Raw genomic sequence first — 19,461 nt, forward strand, 5'->3', positions numbered from 1 at the left:
CAGTGCCGCTGGGGCGCGGTCACTTGCCGCCGTTGATCGTGGCTTCCGTGATGGCGCCGTCCGTGACGCCCCACTTCTTCATGATCTTCTCGTACTCGCCGTTCTTGATGATCGCCTCCAGCGCGGCCTTGAGGGCGTCACGGAGCTGCGTCTGGTTCTTGGCGACCGCGATGCCGTACGGAGCGGCCTCGACCTGCTCGCCGACCAGCTCGAAGTCCTTGCCGCCGCCCGAGGTCTTCACCGCGTACGCGGCGACCGGGAAGTCGGACGAACCGGCGGCCGCGCCGCCTGCGCGCAGGCGGGTCTGGGCCTGCTGGTCGTTGTCGAAGGCCTCGATGGCGATCTTCTTGCCGGCCGGGCACTTCTTCGACTCCGCCTTGGCGAGGTCCTCGGAGACCGTGCCGCGCTGCAGCACGATCTTCTTGCCGCACAGGTCGGACCAGGTCTTGATGCCCTGGTCATCGCCCTTCTTGGTGTAGATCGAGACACCGGCGGTGAAGTAGTCCACGAAGTCGACGCCCTCACCGACCTTCTTGCCGGTGTCGGAGTCGATGCCCTCCTGGCGGTCCTTGGTGTCGGTCATCGCGGACATGGCGATGTCGTACCGCTTGGAGCGCAGACCCGTGATCAGCGTGTCGAAGGTGCCGTTCTCGAACTGGAAGTCGACCCCGAGCTGCTTGCCCATGGCGGCGGCGACGTCCGGGTCCATACCGACCGTCTTGCCCGCGTTGTCCTTGAACTCGACCGGGGCGTACGCGATGTCGGAACCGACCTTGATGACGCCCTTGTCACGGATGGACTTCGGCAGCTTGTCGGCGAGCGGGGCCGAAGCCGCCGTGTCGCTGTCCGAGCCGTTGTCCTTGGTCTGGTCACCGCATCCGGTGAGCAGCAGCGCGCCTGCGACCGCGATCGCACCGACCGCTGCTAGCCGGGAGTGCGCGGCGGTCGTACGACGGGTGGAGCTTGCGGTCATGGTGGGTTCCTCCGGCGGATGGGTGGAGTTGCCGATGGGGCCGGCGACTGCCGGTGCGGCAGCGCCATGGGTCGACGAGTGCACGCACCTTCGAGTGTCGCGACCTCGTGTGATTACGGCATCTTGCCATTCGGACTGCGCGATTCTGGCGGCCAGCCATGTCAAAATCGGATAACGGGCGATCCCCGAACCGCATCACCCAGGTACATCACGGCTGGACCTTCTATAGGAATCGGTGCTTCCGGCCGGAAAATCTTCGGCGTAACCAGGGATTTCAGCATGGGGCCCGCGAACTTCGCGGATGCTTGAGTGGTTGTCGCCAGTTTGTCCAGGGCTTGTCCCGAAAATGGACGAAGCGTCGGGGCGGCGTCATGTGACCTTCGCGTTATGGACTCGTCGTCGGCGCCGTCCGTCCGGTAAGAAGGGTCTTTACACCCCTCATCCGGGGCTCAGGGCGCGTGTGCGGCGCGCCCGTCGCGTATGTGCCCGTACGTAACTCGTACACAGCACGACCATGGCCGTACGCGGTGCCCGCCCACGCCTCACCAGGAGTGGCCACCCTCAAACCAATGAAGATTTAAGGGGTAAAACGAAGTGGCAGCGGAGATCGTCAATCCTCGCAGCGAGAGCACGACGGACGATACGGGTCACGAGGGCCGTGCGGAGCCCCTCGACCCCTTCGACCCGGCGTTCGCATTGCATCGCGGCGGCAAAATGGCCGTGCAGGCCACGGTGCCGGTCCGTGACAAGGACGACCTGTCCCTGGCGTACACGCCCGGGGTCGCGAAGGTGTGCAGCGCGATCGCGGAGCAGCCGGACCTCGTCCACGATTACACGTGGAAGTCGTCGGTCGTCGCCGTCGTGACGGACGGTACGGCCGTGCTGGGGCTCGGTGACATCGGGCCCGAGGCCTCCCTCCCGGTGATGGAGGGCAAGGCGATTCTGTTCAAGCAGTTCGGGGGCGTGGACGCGGTTCCGATCGCGCTGAACTGCACGGACGTCGACGAGATCGTCGAGACCGTGGTGCGGCTCGCGCCGTCGTTCGGCGGGGTCAATCTGGAGGACATCTCGGCGCCCCGGTGCTTCGAGATCGAGCGGAAGCTGCAGGAGCGGCTGGACATTCCGGTCTTCCACGACGACCAGCACGGTACGGCGGTGGTGACGCTGGCGGCCCTGCGGAACGCCGCGCGGCTGAGCCAGCGGTCGTTGGGGGAGCTGCGGGCTGTCATCTCCGGGGCGGGGGCGGCCGGTGTCGCCATCGCGCGGATGCTGGTCGAGGCCGGGATCGGGGATGTCGCGGTGGCCGACCGCAAGGGTGTCGTGTCGGCGGACCGGGGCGACCTCACCGCGGTGAAGCGGGAGCTGTCCGGGTTCACGAACAAGGCGGGGATCAGCGGGTCGCTGGAGGCCGCGCTGGACGGGGCCGATGTGTTCATCGGGGTGTCCGGCGGGACGGTGCCGGAGGCCGCTGTTTCCTCGATGGCCGAGGGTGCGTTCGTGTTCGCCATGGCGAACCCGAACCCTGAGGTCCACCCGGAGGTCGCGCACAAGTACGCGTCCGTGGTGGCCACCGGGCGGTCGGACTTCCCCAACCAGATCAACAACGTGCTGGCGTTCCCGGGGATCTTCGCGGGGGCGCTGCAGGTGCGGGCCTCCCGGATCACCGAGGGGATGAAGCTGGCGGCGGCCGAGGCGCTGGCGTCCGTGGTCGGGGACGATCTCGCGGCCGACTACGTCATCCCGTCGCCGTTCGACGAGCGGGTCGCGCCGGCGGTTACGGCGGCTGTGGCCGCGGCCGCGCGGGCTGAGGGTGTGGCCCGGCGGTGACCCTGCCGTGATGTGGCCCCGTCCGAGTGTGGACGGGGCCATTTCCTTTGGTCGGGGTGGGTGGGGCTGTTCGGAGTGCATGGCAAGAGGGTGTGTCTCACATGCGGCGGTGGTTCCAACGGTCGGTCCGGGAACCTATCGTCAAGGTCATGTTCGCTGTCTATGCCGCCCGAATCGACCGCGACCAGCCGCTGACCGGCCTGGAGTTGGGAGAGCGCCCGGCTCCCGAGGCCCGCTCCGGCTGGAGCACCGTCACGGTCAAGGCCGCCTCCCTCAACCACCACGACCTGTGGTCCCTGCGCGGCGTCGGCCTCGCAGAGGACAAGCTGCCGATGATCCTCGGCTGTGACGCCGCCGGTGTCGACGAGGACGGCAACGAAGTCGTCCTGCACTCCGTGATCGGGCAGACCGGGCACGGGGTGGGCCCCAAGGAGCCGCGTTCCATCCTCACCGAGCGGTACCAGGGCACGTTCGCGGAGCAGGTCGCCGTGCCGACCTGGAACATCCTGCCCAAGCCCAAGGAGCTCTCCTTCGAGGAGGCCGCTTGTCTGCCGACCGCGTGGCTGACCGCTTATCGGATGCTGTTCACCAACGCGGGTGTTCGGCCCGGCGACTCCGTGCTGGTGCAGGGAGCCGGCGGTGGTGTCGCCACGGCCGCCATCGTGCTGGGGAGGGCGGCCGGGCTGCGGGTCTTCGCGACCAGCCGGGACGAGGCCAAGCGGAAGCGGGCCGTGGAGCTGGGGGCCGTGGAGGCCGTGGAGTCCGGAGCGCGGCTGCCGCAGCGGGTCGACGCGGTGATCGAGACCGTCGGGGCGGCGACGTGGTCGCACTCCGTGAAGTCGCTGAAGCCCGGAGGCACGCTGGTGATTTCCGGTGCGACGAGTGGTGACCGGCCGTCGCACGCCGAGCTGACCCGAATCTTCTTCCTCGAGCTCAAGGTCGTCGGTTCCACGATGGGCACCAAGGACGAGCTGGAGGATCTGCTCGCGTTCTGTGCCGCCACCGGTGTGCGGCCCGTGATCGACGAGGTGCTGCCCATGGACCGCGCGCGTGAAGGCTTCGAACGGCTGGCTTCGGGTGAGCAGTTCGGGAAGGTCGTGCTGACAAATTCCTGAGGGTTCGGGGGGTTCCTGAGGTGCTCCCTGTGTGACGTCGGCGGTCGGTCCGGGATGGGCCGGCCGCTTTCGTGTGTCAACTGGGGTTGACGGAGGTCGGGCGTCAACGTAGGTTGACGGTATGACCGAAGCAACGGATCTGGCCGAGCGCGCGGGTGACCGTGATCCACGGGTCGGCCTGCGGGCCGTCGCCGCGCTGCGCAAGCTGCTGGAGCAGCTGGAAGCCGTACAGGTGCGCAATGCGCGCAATCAGGGCTGGTCGTGGCAGGAGATCGCCGCCGAACTCGGTGTGAGCAGGCAGGCCGTGCACAAGAAGTACGGGAGGCATTGATGTTCGAGCGGTTCACGAACGACGCCCGGGGTGTGGTGAAGAGCGCGTTCGAGTACGTGGAGGAGGGGGACGGGCAGAGTGTGGAGCCGGAGCATCTGCTGCTGGCGCTGCTCGACCGTGAGGGCAGTCGTGGTTCGTTCGCGCTGACCGCTCTCGGGCTCGGGGAGCGGCGGGAGTCCGTGCGCCAGGCGCTGCGTCAGGCGCGGCGGCGGGCCGGGCTGTCACAGGCCGACACCGACGCGCTCGCCGGGTTGGGGATCGACGTGGCGGAGATCGTCGCCCGGGTGGAGGAGGTGCACGGGGTCGGCGCCTTGTCCGGCGACCGTAAGGACAAGGGGTGGTGGTCGGGGCGGCCCTCGTTCGGGCGGGGTGCCAAGGGGGTTCTGGAGCACTCCTTGCGCGTCGCCCTGGCCCAGCGGGACCGGCACATCGGTGATGAGCACATCCTGCTGGCCCTGACCATGCGCCCCGGCGTGCCGGCCGAGGTCCTCGCCGACCACGGGGTGACGTACGAGTCCCTGGTGCGGGTGCTGTACGGAGGTGGCGAGGCCAAGGCCGGGTGACGGGGGGTTCCCCTCCGGCTGCCTACTTCTTCGGCGTGCGCAGCAGTGCTCCTATGTGGGCCGCCGCCGTCGACAGGTGGCTGCGGGCGTCGCGCAGTTGGTCGGAGGTGACGCCGTGGTCGCGGGCCGCGTCGCGGATGTCGTCCCGGAAGCGGTCGAGCAGGCGGTCCAGGGCACGGGCGGGGTCGCCGGTGGAGTCCGCGGTGTCCTCGTGGGCCCAGGCAGGTTCGTAGGCGGCCGGGAAGTCCGCAGAGGGCTGTGAGGGCGGCTCGGGGGGTGCCTCGGGGGTGGTCGGCCGGTGGGGGCCGGGCCGCGTGCCGGATGCCGTGTTGGATCCGGTGCCGGTGCCCGTTCCCGTGCCGGTCCAGTCGAAGCCGAAGTCCTTGCCGTAGCCCTTTCCGAACTCGCCCACCTCCTTGACCAGTTCGCTCAGGCCCTCGCGCAGGCCCGTAGGCCAGTCGCCCCGCGTGAAGTGGTCCTGCACCTGCTCCTGGACCCGGCGGGCGATGTGCTGCACCTGCTCCTGCGCCTGGGCCCGGGCCTGCTCCTGGGCCTCCTTCGCCTGGCGGCGGGCGCGCTGGGCGTCCTCGCGGGCGCGGCGGCTCTCGTCCTTGGCGCGGCGGGCCTGTTCCTTCCACTCCTGCCTGGCGCGCCGCATCTCCTCCTTGGCGACGCGCCAGGCCTCCTTGTCGCCGTAAGCCGTGAAGTCACCGAAGGGGGCGTCCTGTGCGCCGGAGGTCTTGCCGCCGTCGCCGCGGCGGGCCTCGGTCGCCGCCGCGCGCATCTCGCGGCGCAGGTCGCCCGCGGCTCCGCGCACATCAGCCTGGATCTCGGCGGCCAGCTCCGCGACCGACTCGCGGATCTCCAGTTCCAGATCGGCCAGCTCGCCGCTGCGGTCGGCCAGTTCGGCCCGGCCGGCGTCCGTGATCGAGTACACCTTGCGGCCGCCCTCGGTGGTGTGGGTGACCAGGCCCTCGGCCTCCAGCTTGGCCAGGCGCGGGTAGACCGTGCCCGCCGACGGTGCGTACAGCCCCTGGAAGCGCTCCTCGAGGAGGCGGATCACCTCGTAGCCGTGGCGGGGGGCCTCGTCCAGCAGCTTCAGCAGGTAGAGGCGGAGGCGGCCGTGGGCGAAGACGGGGGGCATGTCAGAGCACCTTCTTGTCGGTCGTGCCGTCGGCCGGGGCGTCGGTGGCGCCCTCGCTCCGGCCGGAGACGGAATTGTCCCCCGAGTCGCCCCGCGGGCCGACCGGCGGGTCCGTCGGCGAGTGGCCCGAGCCGGGGTGTGTCTCCCAGGGCTCGTCCTCGTCCTCTCCGGCCGGGCGGCGCAGCAGGGCGATGGAGCCGGACACGGTGGTGGCCCGCAGTGTGCCGTTTCCCGCTCCGAGACGACCCGTGATCTTGTGGGCGCCCCACTGGCCGTGCACCCGTAGTCCGTCGAAGGCGTTGGAGATGGCACCGCTCGCCGTGTTGGCCTCGACCTCCGCGTCCGCCGGGTGGGGCAGGCGGATCGCGATCTCGCCCGAGACGCTGGTCAGCCGCACATCCGTGGGGCCGTCCGGATCGAGGTCGATGATCATGGAGCCGCTGACTGATTCGGCCCGCACGGAGGGGCCGGAGCCCTCGACCACCGTGAGGTCGCCGGAGACGGAGTTGAACCGGAGGTCGCCGGTCACGTCCTGGGCCTCCAGGCTGCCGGAGACCGTGTCGGCGCGGACCGGGCCGGAGAGTCCCACCAGGGTCGTGTCGCCCGTGACGCCCTTCACCACGGACGGTCCCTGGATCCCGGAGATCACGGCGGCCGCGCCGACCACCCCCACCTCCACCCGGGTGCCGGCCGGGACGGCCAGGGAGACCACCGCGCTGCGGCGCCAGCCCTTGCGGTCCAGCCACTTGAGGAAGCCCTTCCAGGGCAGGTCCTCGTAGGCCACCGTGAGCGTGCCGTCCTGCTGGGTCACCACCAGCGGTGGGCCCTCGATCTCGGAGATCTCCAGGCGGGCGGAACCTTCGTCCGTGCCCACCACGTTCACCGTTCCGTTGACGAGTCGCACGTGCAGATCGCTCACGGGCTCGTCGAAGGTGAGCTTCTTCGGTTCCGCGACAGACCACTCGGACATGGTGCAGACCTCCCCGACTCAACGCGCCATATCGCGTCTTCTCGTATTCACGATATATCGTGGCAAGGGAAAGTCAAGACACTCGTTGTGGGGGTGGCGGGGTGGGTAAAAGTGTTCACATGGGGGCGAGCCGACCTAGCGTGTGACCATGCCGACGGAAGCTGGCCGTACCGGACCCGCAGGTCCCGCCCCTGGGGCGCTGCTGCTGTGCAGGGAGGTGCCCGGGGCCGTCGCGCCCGTCGCCCACCTGCTGCGCGAACCCATGCAGCTCATTCGAGCGGGCGACGGCTGGAGCGTGCTCGTCCCCGAGGGCGGGCCCTGGCGGGACGGCGGTGAGCCCGTCGACCGGGTGGTCACCGGCTGGGCCACGGCCCTCGCCGTCGGCGCGCCCTGGCCCGTCCTCGCCCTGTGGTGGGACACCGACCACGCGGGTTTCCTGCTCGCGTCCGGCTTCCGCCGCCCGGTCGGCTTCGACTGGCTCGCGAGCGGCGTAGCGGTGGGGGAGGACGAGGCGATGCGCACCTTCGCAGCGCGCGTGGGCCTCGATCCCGTCCTGGCCGTCCAGGACCTCGACGAACTGGCGAAACCCGACTCCGCGGCCGATGCCCGCACCCGGCTGCGCGGCCTGCTGGCGGTCCTCGCGCGCGTGGGCGTCGCACTGCCTCCCGAACTCGCCCCCGGCGAACCCGCCGACCGCCTCCGGGAAGCCGCCGCGCTCCGGCCGGACAGCCTCCCGGTCGCATGGCCGGGCGGGCGTGAGGCCGTCGCGGAGCGCCACACCGTCGGCCGCAGCCGCCTCGGCCCCTGGATGCCCTGGACCGGTGACCCCAGGGCCCGGGCCCTGGCTCTCGCTCAAGTGGCGGCGGGCGTACCGCTCCTGGCCTGGGGGCTACGGCGGCGCAGCGGGGGCTGGGTCGCCGCCGGAGGGCTGCTGCTGGCCAACGGCACGCTGGGCCTGGCGTACGGCCTCATGTATCCACGCGACTGACCGGTGACCGCTCGTATCCACGCGACTGACCGCTGACAGCTCGCGCGACTGACCGCTCGGGCCCGGCGGCGGGTTCCTACTCGTCGTCCTCGTCGTCCAGCCGTGCCAGCCACGTCGCCAGGCGCTCCACCGGCACCTCGAAGTCGGGGTTCAGATCGACGAACGTCCGCAGCTGCTCGGCGAGCCACTCGAAGGTGACCTCCTCCTCGCCGCGCCGCTTCTCCAGTTCCTCGATGCCACGGTCCGTGAAGTACATGCCGTCAAGGATAGGTGCGCGCAAACGGCTGGGCCGCACCCCCGTAGCGGGGATGCGGCCCGGTCACGTAGGACGCGCGAGGGCGTTTACGCCTCGAACACCTCACGCACCAACTGCTCCTGCTCGGCCTGGTGCCGCTTCGCGGAACCGACCGCCGGGGACGAGCCGTGCGGGCGCGAGATGCGGCGCAGGCGCTCGCCGTGCGGGACGTCGGCGCCGACCGCCAGGTCCAGGTGGTCGATCAGGTTGAGCGCGATGAACGGCCAGGCACCCTGGTTCGCCGGCTCCTCCTGGGCCCACAGGTACTTCTCGGCGTTCGGGTACTTCTTGATCTCCGCCTGGAGCTCGGCACCCGGCAGCGGGTACAGGCGCTCGATGCGGATGATCGCCGTGTCCGTGACGCCCCGCTTCTGACGCTCGGCCTCCAGGTCGTAGTAGACCTTGCCGGCGCAGAAGACGACCTTCTTGACCGCGGCCGGGTCGACCGACGCGTCGCCGATGACCGGCTGGAACTGGCCCGTCGTGAACTCCTCCGCCTGCGCCGCCGCCGCCTTCAGGCGCAGCATCGACTTCGGCGTGAAGACCACCAGCGGCTTGTGGTGCGGGTTGTGCACCTGCCACCGCAGGAGGTGGAAGTAGTTCGACGGCGACGTCGGCGTGGCGACCGTCATGTTGTTCTGGGCGCAGAGCTGCAGGAAGCGCTCCGGGCGGGCCGAGGAGTGGTCCGGGCCCTGGCCCTCGTAGCCGTGCGGCAGGAGCAGGACGACGCCGGACGTCTGGGCCCACTTCTGCTCGGCCGACGAGATGAACTCGTCCACGACCGTCTGGGCGCCGTTGACGAAGTCGCCGAACTGCGCCTCCCACATCACGAGCGCGTTCGGGCGGGCCAGCGAGTAGCCGTACTCGAAGCCCATCGCCGCGTACTCGGAGAGGAGGGAGTTGTAGACGTTCAGTCGCGCCTGGTCCTCGGAGAGGTACTGCAGCGGCGTGTACTCGTCGCCCGTGGTGCGGTCGATGATGACCGCGTGGCGCTGGCCGAACGTACCGCGCTGCGAGTCCTGGCCCGCGAGGCGGACCGGGACGCCCTCCAGCAGGAGGGAGCCGATGGCGAGGGTCTCGCCCATGCCCCAGTCGATCGTGCCGTCCTCGACCATCGACGCCCGGCGCTGCAGCTGCGGCAGCAGCCGCGGGTGGACGGTGATGTGGTCGGGGATGTTGACCTGGGACTCGGCGATCCGCTTGACGACCTCCGAGGTCACCGCGGTGTTCACGGCGACCGGGAACTCGGCCTGTGGGTCGGTGGGCTCCGCGGCGGCCGGCTGCGCGGTGGCCTCGCGGACCTCCGTGAAGACCTTCTCCAGCTGGCCCTGGTAGTCCTGAAGCGCCTGCTCGGCCTCTTCCAGGGTGATGTCGCCGCGACCGATGAGGGACTCGGTGTACAGCTTGCGCACCGAGCGCTTCTTGTCGATCAGGTCGTACATCAGCGGCTGGGTGAAGGCCGGGTTGTCCGACTCGTTGTGACCGCGGCGGCGGTAGCAGATGAGGTCGATCACCACGTCCTTGTTGAACGCCTGGCGGAATTCGAAGGCCAGGCGGGCAACGCGGACGACGGCCTCGGGGTCGTCGCCGTTCACGTGGAAGATCGGCGCCTCGATCATGCGGGCCACGTCGGTGGCGTACATCGAGGAGCGCGACGACTCGGGGGCAGCCGTGAAGCCGACCTGGTTGTTGATGACCACGTGGACCGTGCCGCCGGTGCGGTAGCCGCGCAGCTGCGACATGTTCAGGGTCTCGGCCACCACGCCCTGGCCCGCGAAGGCCGCGTCGCCGTGGATCGCCACCGGCAGGACCGTGAAGTCCGTGCCGCCCTTGTTGATGATGTCCTGCTTGGCGCGGGCGATGCCCTCCAGGATCGGGTCGACCGCCTCCAGGTGGGAGGGGTTGGCGGCCAGCGAGACCTTGATCTGCTCGCCGTCCAGGCCCGTGAAGGTGCCCTCGGCGCCCAGGTGGTACTTCACGTCGCCGGAGCCGTGCATCGACTTCGGGTCGAGGTTGCCCTCGAACTCGCGGAAGATCTGGGCGTACGACTTGCCGACGATGTTCGCCAGGACGTTCAGCCGGCCGCGGTGGGCCATGCCGACGACGACCTCGTCGAGGCGGGACTCCGCCGCGCTGTCCAGGACCGCGTCCAGCAGCGGGATGACGGACTCGCCGCCCTCCAGGGAGAAGCGCTTCTGGCCGACGTACTTCGTCTGCAGGAAGGTCTCGAAGGCCTCGGCGGCGTTCAGCCGGCGCAGGATGCGCAGCTGCTCCTCGCGCTCCGGCTTGGTGTGCGCCCGCTCGATGCGGTCCTGGATCCACCGGCGCTGCTTCGGGTCCTGGATGTGCATGAACTCGACGCCGGTGGTGCGGCAGTACGAGTCGCGCAGCACGCCGAGGATGTCGCGCAGCTTCATCAGGGACTTGCCGGAGAAGCCGCCGACGGCGAACTCGCGCTCCAGGTCCCACAGGGTGAGCCCGTGCTCGGTGATGTCCAGGTCGGGGTGCTTGCGCTGCTGGTACTCCAGCGGGTCGGTGTCGGCCATGACGTGGCCGCGGACCCGGTAGGAGTGGATCAGCTCGAAGACACGGGCGGCCTTGGTGACGTCGTCGTCGTGGCTGGCGTCGATGTCCTTGAGCCAGCGGACCGGCTCGTAGGGGATGCGCAGCGCCTCGAAGATCTCGTCGTAGAAGCCGTTCTCGCCGAGGAGGAGGTTCGCGACGATCCGCAGGAACTCGCCGGAGGCGGCGCCCTGGATGACCCGGTGGTCGTAGGTCGACGTGAGCGTCATGACCTTCGAGATGCCGAGCTTGTTCAGCGTGTCCTGGGACGTGCCCTGGAACTCCGCCGGGTAGTCCATGGAACCGACGCCCATGATCACCGACTGGCCGGGCATCAGACGCGGCACGGAGTGCACGGTGCCGAGGCCGCCGGGGTTGGTCAGGGAGACCGTCACACCGGTGAAGTCGTCCATGCCGAGCTTGCCGTCGCGGGCGCGGCGGACGATGTCCTCGTAGGCCTGCCAGAACTCGAAGAAGTTCAGGGTCTCGGCCTTCTTGATGCCCGCGACCACGAGCTGGCGGTCGCCGTTGGGCTTGACCAGGTCGATGGCGAGGCCGAAGTTGACGTGCTCCGGCTTGACCAGGGTCGGCTTGCCGTCCTTCTCCACGAAGGAGTAGTTCATCGACGGCATGGCCTTGATGGCCTGCACCATCGCGTAGCCGATCAGGTGCGTGAAGGAGATCTTCCCGCCCCGGGCGCGCTTCAGGTGGTTGTTGATGACGATGCGGTTGTCGAACAGCAGCTTCACCGGGACGGCGCGCACGGACGTGGCCGTGGGCACTTCCAGGGAGGCGTTCATGTTCTTCGCGACCGCGGCGGCGGGGCCGCGCAGCACGACCTGCTCGGGGCCCGAGGGAGCCTCGGCGGCGGGCTCGGCCTTCGGCTTCGCGGCGGCCGGCTTGGCGGCGGCCGGAGCGGCCTTCGCCGGGGCGGCGGCCTGGGCCGGGGCCTGCGCGGCGGGCTTCGCCTGGGCCGGAGCCGAGGCGGGAGCCGGCGCGGCGGCGGGCTTCTCGGCCGCCGGGGCGGGGGCCGCGGCCTGGGCGGGGGCGGCCTGGGCCGCCGGCTGGGCGGTGGTGGTCCCCGCGGCCCCCGCGGCCGCGGTACCCGCCGGAGCCGGGGCGGCGGCCGCCCCTGGCTTGTAGTCGGCGAAGAAGTCCCACCAGGCTCGGTCTACCGAGTTCGGGTCCTGGAGGTACTGCTGATAGATCTCGTCGACGAGCCACTCGTTGGCACCGAACGACGCGGCAGGGTTCTTCCCCGCTTGGTCGGTGTCGGTCGAGATGCTCGAGTTACTGGGGGACTGTGGCGACACGGCGGCAACCGCCCTCTTCCGCTTCACAAGATGATGGACAGCGGGAATCAAGGCTACGCCTCCCGGACCGGGTAGGTCAGGCCGGGCCCGTTCAACGTCACGCAAGTCACACTTCGAAGCGTGTTTCAGCGCTTGAAATGGCGGGAAACAAGCGTGGTTCCGCTTAAGGAGGGAAGGGGGGAGCGGCACCCGGGGCGCCGATGGCGCGGGTCTGTGCCTGATCACACGTGTCCGTCAGCGCGGACGCCCGTGGATCTTGAGGCTCCGCTTCGAACTTTACGTCAACTTGGCAGAGATGTAAGTCCCGGAAGAGTGACAAGAATCCGGCAACCTCGCTCGGATTCGGCCACTCCGATCCGACCGCCGTGCAGATCCACCGCCCAGCGGGCGATCGCCAGGCCGAGACCTGTGCCGCCGTCGCTGGCCGGGCCCTGCGGCCGCTTGGCGCTGCCGCGGTTGAACCGCTCGAAGACGCGGTGCCACTCGGACTTCGGAATGCCGGGGCCCTCGTCCAGGACCTCCAGCTCCAGCGACTCCGGCAGCGTGCCGCGCCGCGCCTTGACCGTCACCCGGCCGTGCGGCGGGCTGTGCTTGACCGCGTTGTCGATGAGATTGGCCACGACCTGGTGGATGCGCTCCGGGTCGGCGTGCGCGGTCAACTCCGGCGGGGACACATCGAGGTGCAGATGGACGTCCGTACGGGTGTGACTGCCCGAGCCGGTGGCGATGCCCGCGCGCACGGAGGCGACCATGTTGGCCTCCTTCAGCACGCCCGACAGATACGGCCACACCTCGAAGCGCCGCTGTTTCAGCGGTACGACGCCGTTGTCCAGGCGGGACAGGTCCAGCAGCGTCTCCACCAGCCGGCCGAGCCGCTCGGTCTGCTTCAGGGCCGTGCGCATGGTCTCCGGGTCGGCCTGGGTGACGCCGTCGACGATGTTCTCCAGCACCGCGCGCAGACCCGCGATGGGCGTGCGCAGCTCGTGCGAGACGTTCGCCACCAGCTCCTTGCGCTGGCGGTCCTGGGCCTCCAGCTCGTCGGCCATGGCGTTGATCGTCACCGCCAGGTCGCCCAGCTCGTCACGGCGGTTGTCCCGCACCCGGCGGGTGTAGTCGCCCTGCGAGATGGAGCGGGCCACGGCGGTCATCTCGTCCAGCGGCGCGGTGAGCGAATGGGCCACGAACTGCGTGATGAGGAGTGTGGCGATCATCGAGAAGACCGTGATGAAGCGCAGCTCCGTCTTCGTGTGCACCGCGATCACCGACAGACCTGTCGTGATCAGCACCGAGATGACGACCAGCGCGCCCAGCTTGGTCTTGATAGAGAACGGGCTCACCCCGCCCCAGGGTTCCGGCTCCCCGGGGTTTCTCCGTGCGGCCGGTCCGCCGCTCATGGCGTCGGGGTCTCCAGGGCGTAGCCCACGCCGTGCACCGTGCGGATCCGCTCGGCGCCGATCTTCCGGCGCAGCGCCTTGATGTGGCTGTCGACGGTCCGGGTGCCGGAGGCGTCCGCCCAGTCCCAGACCTCGGCGAGCAGCTGCTCGCGCGAGAGCACCGCGCGCGGGGTGTTCGCCAGGCAGACCAGCAGATCGAACTCGGTCGGCGTGAGGTGAACATCCTCACTCCGCACCCGCACGCGTCGCTGAGCGTGATCGATCTCCAGCTCGCCGAGGCGCAGGATGCCGCTGCGCGGCGTGGCGGCGGCCAGCGCGGCCCGCTCCACACGGCGCAGCAGTACGTGCACACGCGCCGCCAGCTCCCGCATCGAGAACGGCTTCGTCATGTAGTCGTCGGCGCCGACGCCCAGCCCGACCAGCATGTCGGTCTCGTCGTCGCGCGCCGTGAGCATCATCACCGGCACCGGCCGGGCGGCCTGCACGCGCCGGCAGACCTCCAGACCGTCGAAGCCGGGCAGCATGATGTCGAGGATCAGCAGGTCGGGCTGCCAGGCCTCGGCCGTGTCGACCGCGGCCGGACCGTCGCCCGCCGTTTGCACGAGGAATCCCTCGGCGCGCAGGCGGGTCGCGATGGCGTCCACGATCGTGGCGTCGTCCTCGACGACGAGAACCCGGCGCTGTGCGCCCGGGGTAGCCGTCGCCGAACCGTTGTGGGAGGTCTGTGTCTGCTCCATCGCCCGCCCCTGGGGTGCTTTCCGGAATCAGTGGGGTGATTCCTTCTGACTGGCTGTGCCTGCGCATCGTTGCGATTGACGCTTGAATGATCGGCGTCAGAGGAGCAGCGTACGGGGAGTCAGCACGCCTTTGCTATCCAGGGCGGATGCCGAGGTGTACGACGTCCGGAACGCCCCGGGCAACCGGGATCTCTTCGGTACGCACCCGCTGGAACCCGGCATTCCGCAAGGTTTCTTCGAATTCCGGCGAGGGCTGGGCGGACCAGACGGCGAGTACGCCACCGGGTCTCAACACCCTTGCGCAGCTTGCCAGTCCGGCGCCCGAGTAGAGATTTCCGTTGCCCTCCGTGACGGTCCAGCCGGGGCCGTTGTCGATGTCGAGACACAGGGCGTCGAACGTGTCGGATGTCTCATTGACGTACGCCACGAGATCGGATTCGACGATTTTCGCGCGGGGGTCGGCCAAGGCCTCGGCGGAGAACGCGGAGAGCGGGCCGTCGAGGTGCCATTCGACAATCGCGTGCTCGCGTTCCACGACCGTGATCTCTCCCCAGCGGGGGTCCGCCGCCGCGTGGGCGAGGGAGAAGCCGACGCCGAGTCCGCCGATCAGCACGTCCGGGCGGGCCCGGCCGGCCAGGGCCTCCAGGGCCGCCTCGACCAGCCGCCGCTCCGAGCGGCCGTCGGAGGTGTCCATCAGGAAGCAGCCGTTGGCGATGATCTCCAGGCGGTCTCCGCGCCGCCGCAGCACGACCTCGCCGTGCGGGCCCTCGCGCCGGTCCAGTACATCGGGCAGGTCGTTCGAGGTGGACATCCGAGCATCCTGGCAGGTGCGGGGTGTCCGGCGCCAAGCATTACGGAGCGGCCGGCGGGGGGACGCGGGGCGCTCCTTTCGGGTTGCTGTGAATCGGCTCTCGCGTGGTGCCGGTCACAGACAGGGGGGTAGGGGTACGCGAAGGCTGGGGCATGATGGAAGGAGTGCCCGTTTTGGAACGCACCGCGCCGCCCGACGAGACGGCCGCGACGGCGCCGGCGGGCGCGCCCGTTTCCGACGCGCCGGGGCTGCTGGACGGGGTCCCGAGGCAGCGGGGCCCGCGCGAGGGCGGGGGTGCGGGCGTCCGGGAGCCCGTCCCGGTGAAGGAGCCCCGCCTCCGGGTGCCGCGCCCCTGGCGGCTGCTGCCCACGCCGACGGGTACGCCGTTCACGTTCGGGTACGCGCTCGTGCTCTGTGTCACCTCGCTGATCTCCGCGTACGCGGACCCCGCGCTGGTCCACGCCCTGCTCCAGGGCTCCAGCACCGATGTGGCGCATCTGGTGCGGACGCCGGGGCTGGTGCTGGTCGGCAGCGCGCTGTGGGTCGCGGGCGGGGTGGCCTCGCCGTTCACGATCGGATTCGTGCTGGTGCTGACCGCGCTGGAGCGACGGATCGGGGGCCTGCGCACGGCCGGTGTCTTCCTGCTCGGGCACGCCCTGGCCACGCTGGCGACCGAGGTCCCGGTGGGGCTCGCGGTGCTGGCCGGGCACCTCCCCGACAGTTCGCTGCACCGCCTCGACTACGGCGTCAGCTTCGGCGTCGCGGCCGGCACCGGCGCCCTGGCCGGCCTGCTGCCCCTCTGGCTGCGGGTGCCGCTGCTGGCCGTCTTCGGCGGGATGCTGCTCCAGGACCTCCTCGCCTTCACCGACCCGATGACGAACTGGGGCCACCTGATCGCCCTGGCCATCGGCATCACGACCTGGCCGGTGCTGCGGCGGTGGGGCGCGAAGCGGGCTGCCGGGGGCTGAGGGCGAGCCCGTCAGGCCCGGGGGCTAGGGCGAGGCAGGCGGGGCGGTCGGCGGGCAGTGCTTGGCGCTGGTCAGCAGGGCCACCATCTCCCAGCCCAGTGCCTCGTAGAGCCCTCGTCCAGCGGGTGTCCCGGACAGGACACCGGTGCGTGCTCCCTGCTGGAAGGCCGCGTTCTGCAGCGTCCGCATGACGAGGCTGCCGAGCCCTCTGCGGCGGTGCTCGGGGGCCGTCTCGATCTGGTCGGCGACGGCGGTCGCGCCGGTCGGGGCGATCTGGCCGCGCGCGGCGAGGGAGCCGTCCGGCGCGGCGACCAGGACGCGCGTCACCCCGCCGCGTGACCAGGTGCGCAGCCGGTAGCCGTCGGGAACGTCCGGAACATCGCCCGCTGCCAGGGGGACCGTCATCAGGTAGCCGGGCTCGGGGTCGATCCACCAGTGGTCGTCCAGCCAGCCGGCGATCACCGAGGGATCCCGGAACGCCTTCAGCCAGACCGCGTCCCCGGTCACTTCGCCGGCCACCTTGCGGACGGCCGTCTCGTCGAGATCCTCGCCCGTCGCGCCGAACACATGCCGTGTGACGTGGCCGATCGCCCCCACGTCGATCGTGCAGCCCCATGGCTCGGTCAGGGGCGGAGCCGCCCCGCGCGACACGACCCATCCGTCCACCCATGCCCGCACGGTCGCTTCCACGCCGCCCCCCAGGTAATGGCCAACCTCGCTATTTATCTATTACAGAAGCCGACCTTACGCGTCCGCCCTCCTCCCGTGTCACAGGTGATCGCTGACAGCGAACGGACGTCGGGGAACATCCGGTAGCTCCCGTGCATTGAGTCGGCATAGCTCAACTTGACTGCCGAAGGGGAGATCATGGCTGCTGAGTCCAAGGCGTTCACACCGCTCACCCTGCCCGTGCTGCCGCTCGACAACGAGGTCGTGCTGCCCGGGATGGTGGTCCCGCTGGATCTGAGTGACTCCGAGGTCCGTGCCGCGGTGGAGGCCGCTCAGGCCGCTGCCAGGTCAACACCCGGGAAGCCCCGGGTACTCCTGGTGCCGCGGATCGACGGGACCTACGCGAACACCGGTGTCCTGGGCACCGTCGAGCAGGTCGGAAGGCTCGCCGACGGCGATCCGGGCGCCCTGATCCGCGGCCGGGGCCGGGTGCGCATCGGGGCGGGGACCACGGGTCCGGGCGCCGCCCTCTGGGTCGAGGGCACTCACCTCGACGAGTCCGTGCCGGAACCGCTGCCCGGCCAGGTCGCCGAACTGGTCAAGGAATACAAGGCCCTGGCCACCGCGTGGCTGCGCAATCGCGGCGCCTGGCAGGTCGTCGACCGGGTCCAGGCCATCGACGACGTCTCAGCGCTCGCCGACAACTCCGGCTACTCGCCGTTCCTGACCACCGACCAGAAGATCGAGCTGCTGGAGACCACCGACCCGGTGGCCCGGCTGAAGCTCGCCGCCCAGCAGCTGCGCGACCACCTCGCCGAGCAGGACGTGGCCGAGTCCATCGCCAAGGACGTCCAGGAGGGCGTCGACAAGCAGCAGCGCGAGTTCCTGCTGCGGCGTCAGCTGGAAGCCGTCCGCAAGGAGCTGCGTGAGCTGAACGGCGAGCAGGACGGTGAGGAGTCTGACGACTACCGCGCCCGTGTGGAGGCCGCCGACCTGCCGGAGAACGTCCGCGAGGCCGCGCTCAAGGAGGTCGACAAGCTGGAGCGGTCCTCCGACCAGTCGCCCGAGGGCTCCTGGATCCGCACCTGGCTCGACACGGTCCTGGAGATGCCGTGGAACGAGCGATCCGATGACAGCGCTGCCGCCTACGACATCCAGGGCGCCCAGGCCGTCCTCGACGCCGAGCACGCGGGCCTTCAGGACGTGAAGGAGCGGATCACCGAGTACCTCGCCGTGCGCAAGCGGCGTACCGACCGGGGCCTCGGCGTGGTCGGCGGGCGGCGCGGCGGTGCCGTGCTCGCGCTCGTGGGCCCGCCCGGCGTCGGCAAGACCAGCCTCGGTGAGTCCGTCGCCCACGCGATGGGCCGGAAGTTCGTGCGCGTCGCCCTCGGCGGTGTGCGCGACGAGGCCGAGATCCGCGGCCACCGGCGTACGTACGTCGGCGCGCTGCCGGGCCGGGTCGTCCGGGCCATCAAGGAGGCCGGGTCGATGAACCCGGTCGTGTTGCTCGACGAGATCGACAAGGTGGGCTCGGACTTCCGGGGCGACCCGGCCGCCGCCCTCCTCGAAGTCCTCGACCCGGCGCAGAACCACACCTTCCGGGACCACTACCTGGAGGTCGAGCTGGACCTGTCGGACGTCGTCTTCCTGGCCACCGCCAACGTCCTGGAGGCCATCCCGGAGGCGCTGGCCGACCGGATGGAGATCGTCCGCCTGGACGGCTACACCGAGGACGAGAAGGTCGTCATCGCCCGCGACCACCTGCTGCCGCGCCAGCTGGAGCGGGCCGGGCTCGCCGAGGGCGAGGTGACCGTCGACGAGGGCGCGCTGCGCAAGCTCGCCGGTGAGTACACGCGCGAGGCGGGCGTCCGCAATCTGGAGCGGTCCGTCGCACGGCTGCTGCGCAAGGTCGCCGCCCAGCACGAACTGGGCGAGCGGAAGCTGCCGTACACCGTCACGGACGGGGATCTGCGCGCACTGATCGGCCGGCCGCACCACGTGCCCGAGTCCGCGCAGGACCCGGCGGAGCGGCGGACCGCGGTGCCGGGCGTGGCGACCGGGCTCGCGGTGACGGGAGCGGGCGGTGACGTGCTCTATGTGGAGGCGTCGCTGGCCGACCCGGAGACGGGCGCGGCCGGGCTGACCCTGACCGGCCAGCTGGGCGACGTGATGAAGGAGTCCGCGCAGATCGCGCTGAGCTTCCTGCGTTCCCGCGGTGCCGAGTTCGAGCTGCCGGTGGGTGATCTGAAGGACCGGGGCGTGCACATCCACTTCCCGGCGGGCGCGGTCCCCAAGGACGGCCCCAGCGCCGGCATCACGATGACCACGGCCCTCGCGTCCCTGCTGTCCGGCCGGCTGGTCCGCACGGACGTGGCGATGACCGGTGAGGTCTCGCTGACCGGGCGGGTCCTGCCGATCGGCGGCGTGAAGCAGAAGCTGCTGGCCGCGCACCGCGCGGGGGTCACCACCGTGATCATCCCCAAGCGCAACGAACCCGACCTGGACGACGTCCCGGCCGAGGTGCTGGACAGGCTCGACGTCCACGCCGTGACCGACGTCCGCCAGGTCCTGGAGCTGGCGCTCGCGCCCGCGACGAACGGGGCGGCGCCCGAGGTTCCGGTGGCCGCGTGACGGAGGTCGCCGGATAGGGAAGGCCCGGGTTCTCGTGAGGGAGGCCCGGGCCTTCACCGTGTGGTGGCCCTGTGTACGAGTACGCCGTGACCTGCGGAATACTTGCCGAACTGCGGCGATGACGGCAGGTGACGGAGAATCCCAGTACGGGGCGACGACCGAGGCAGGGG

General features: G+C 70.4%; 16 protein-coding genes. 7 read left to right on the forward strand and 9 right to left on the reverse strand.

Features of this window, described 5'->3' with window-relative positions; genetic code table 11:
• Positions 1-19: 19 nt before the first annotated feature.
• The gene (locus ACZ6I3_RS37080) at positions 20-973 is read right to left on the reverse strand and encodes an ABC transporter substrate-binding protein (protein ID WP_469420749.1); all 954 of its coding nucleotides are present in this window, start codon (positions 971-973) and stop codon (positions 20-22) included.
• 594 nt (positions 974-1,567) lie between these two features.
• Between ACZ6I3_RS37080 and ACZ6I3_RS37085 the strand changes: the two genes are divergently transcribed.
• The 4 genes from ACZ6I3_RS37085 to ACZ6I3_RS37100 all read left to right on the forward strand — a co-directional run bounded on the left by ACZ6I3_RS37085 (position 1,568) and on the right by ACZ6I3_RS37100 (position 4,809).
• Entirely contained in the window at positions 1,568-2,800 is a 1,233-nt protein-coding gene (locus ACZ6I3_RS37085; protein WP_469420750.1) for an NAD(P)-dependent malic enzyme, read from the forward strand.
• A 149-nt stretch (positions 2,801-2,949) separates the two neighbouring features.
• Positions 2,950-3,915 carry a zinc-binding dehydrogenase gene (locus ACZ6I3_RS37090; RefSeq protein ID WP_469420751.1) on the forward strand — a complete coding sequence of 322 codons (966 nt, stop codon included), beginning with the start codon at positions 2,950-2,952 and terminating at the stop codon, positions 3,913-3,915.
• A gap of 121 nt (positions 3,916-4,036) precedes the next feature.
• On the forward strand, positions 4,037-4,246 hold the full coding sequence (locus ACZ6I3_RS37095; RefSeq protein ID WP_469420752.1) for an HTH domain-containing protein: 210 nt from the start codon (positions 4,037-4,039) through the stop codon (positions 4,244-4,246).
• Complete coding sequence (locus ACZ6I3_RS37100; protein ID WP_469420753.1) at positions 4,246-4,809, forward strand: Clp protease N-terminal domain-containing protein; 564 nt, start codon at positions 4,246-4,248, stop codon at positions 4,807-4,809. The genes ACZ6I3_RS37095 and ACZ6I3_RS37100 overlap by 1 nt, the downstream gene beginning before the upstream one ends.
• Positions 4,810-4,831: 22 nt before the next feature.
• On the opposite strand, the gene ACZ6I3_RS37105 is transcribed toward ACZ6I3_RS37100, so the two are convergent.
• Entirely contained in the window at positions 4,832-5,953 is a 1,122-nt protein-coding gene (locus tag ACZ6I3_RS37105) for a PadR family transcriptional regulator (protein ID WP_469420754.1), read from the reverse strand.
• A 1-nt stretch (position 5,954) separates the two neighbouring features.
• Complete coding sequence (locus tag ACZ6I3_RS37110) at positions 5,955-6,923, reverse strand: DUF4097 family beta strand repeat-containing protein (RefSeq protein ID WP_469420755.1); 969 nt, start codon at positions 6,921-6,923, stop codon at positions 5,955-5,957.
• 148 nt (positions 6,924-7,071) lie between these two features.
• Between ACZ6I3_RS37110 and ACZ6I3_RS37115 the strand changes: the two genes are divergently transcribed.
• Positions 7,072-7,911 carry a hypothetical protein gene (locus tag ACZ6I3_RS37115; RefSeq protein WP_469420756.1) on the forward strand — a complete coding sequence of 280 codons (840 nt, stop codon included), beginning with the start codon at positions 7,072-7,074 and terminating at the stop codon, positions 7,909-7,911.
• A gap of 76 nt (positions 7,912-7,987) precedes the next feature.
• On the opposite strand, the gene ACZ6I3_RS37120 is transcribed toward ACZ6I3_RS37115, so the two are convergent.
• The 5 genes from ACZ6I3_RS37120 to ACZ6I3_RS37140 all read right to left on the reverse strand — a co-directional run bounded on the left by ACZ6I3_RS37120 (position 7,988) and on the right by ACZ6I3_RS37140 (position 15,023).
• Positions 7,988-8,167 carry a DUF6104 family protein gene (locus ACZ6I3_RS37120; RefSeq protein ID WP_003992906.1) on the reverse strand — a complete coding sequence of 60 codons (180 nt, stop codon included), beginning with the start codon at positions 8,165-8,167 and terminating at the stop codon, positions 7,988-7,990.
• Positions 8,168-8,253: 86 nt separating this feature from the next.
• Positions 8,254-12,081 carry a multifunctional oxoglutarate decarboxylase/oxoglutarate dehydrogenase thiamine pyrophosphate-binding subunit/dihydrolipoyllysine-residue succinyltransferase subunit gene (locus tag ACZ6I3_RS37125; RefSeq protein WP_469420757.1) on the reverse strand — a complete coding sequence of 1,276 codons (3,828 nt, stop codon included), beginning with the start codon at positions 12,079-12,081 and terminating at the stop codon, positions 8,254-8,256.
• Between the two features lie 281 nt (positions 12,082-12,362).
• The gene (locus tag ACZ6I3_RS37130) at positions 12,363-13,475 is read right to left on the reverse strand and encodes a HAMP domain-containing sensor histidine kinase (RefSeq protein ID WP_469420758.1); all 1,113 of its coding nucleotides are present in this window, start codon (positions 13,473-13,475) and stop codon (positions 12,363-12,365) included.
• Positions 13,472-14,212, reverse strand: coding sequence for a response regulator transcription factor (locus ACZ6I3_RS37135; RefSeq protein WP_184590528.1), 741 nt, complete (start codon positions 14,210-14,212; stop codon positions 13,472-13,474). Before ACZ6I3_RS37135 ends, ACZ6I3_RS37130 begins: the two co-directional genes overlap by 4 nt.
• Positions 14,213-14,345: 133 nt before the next feature.
• Positions 14,346-15,023, reverse strand: coding sequence for a spermidine synthase family protein (locus tag ACZ6I3_RS37140; protein ID WP_469420759.1), 678 nt, complete (start codon positions 15,021-15,023; stop codon positions 14,346-14,348).
• 173 nt (positions 15,024-15,196) lie between these two features.
• Between ACZ6I3_RS37140 and ACZ6I3_RS37145 the strand changes: the two genes are divergently transcribed.
• Positions 15,197-15,991, forward strand: coding sequence for a rhomboid-like protein (locus ACZ6I3_RS37145; protein ID WP_469420760.1), 795 nt, complete (start codon positions 15,197-15,199; stop codon positions 15,989-15,991).
• A 24-nt stretch (positions 15,992-16,015) separates the two neighbouring features.
• On the opposite strand, the gene ACZ6I3_RS37150 is transcribed toward ACZ6I3_RS37145, so the two are convergent.
• Positions 16,016-16,681, reverse strand: coding sequence for a GNAT family N-acetyltransferase (locus tag ACZ6I3_RS37150; RefSeq protein ID WP_469420761.1), 666 nt, complete (start codon positions 16,679-16,681; stop codon positions 16,016-16,018).
• Between the two features lie 177 nt (positions 16,682-16,858).
• Between ACZ6I3_RS37150 and lon the strand changes: the two genes are divergently transcribed.
• On the forward strand, positions 16,859-19,291 hold the full coding sequence (gene lon, locus ACZ6I3_RS37155; protein ID WP_469420762.1) for an endopeptidase La: 2,433 nt from the start codon (positions 16,859-16,861) through the stop codon (positions 19,289-19,291).
• Positions 19,292-19,461 lie beyond the last annotated feature (170 nt).

It is taken from the genome of Streptomyces sp. NPDC041940 (genome assembly GCF_055589465.1).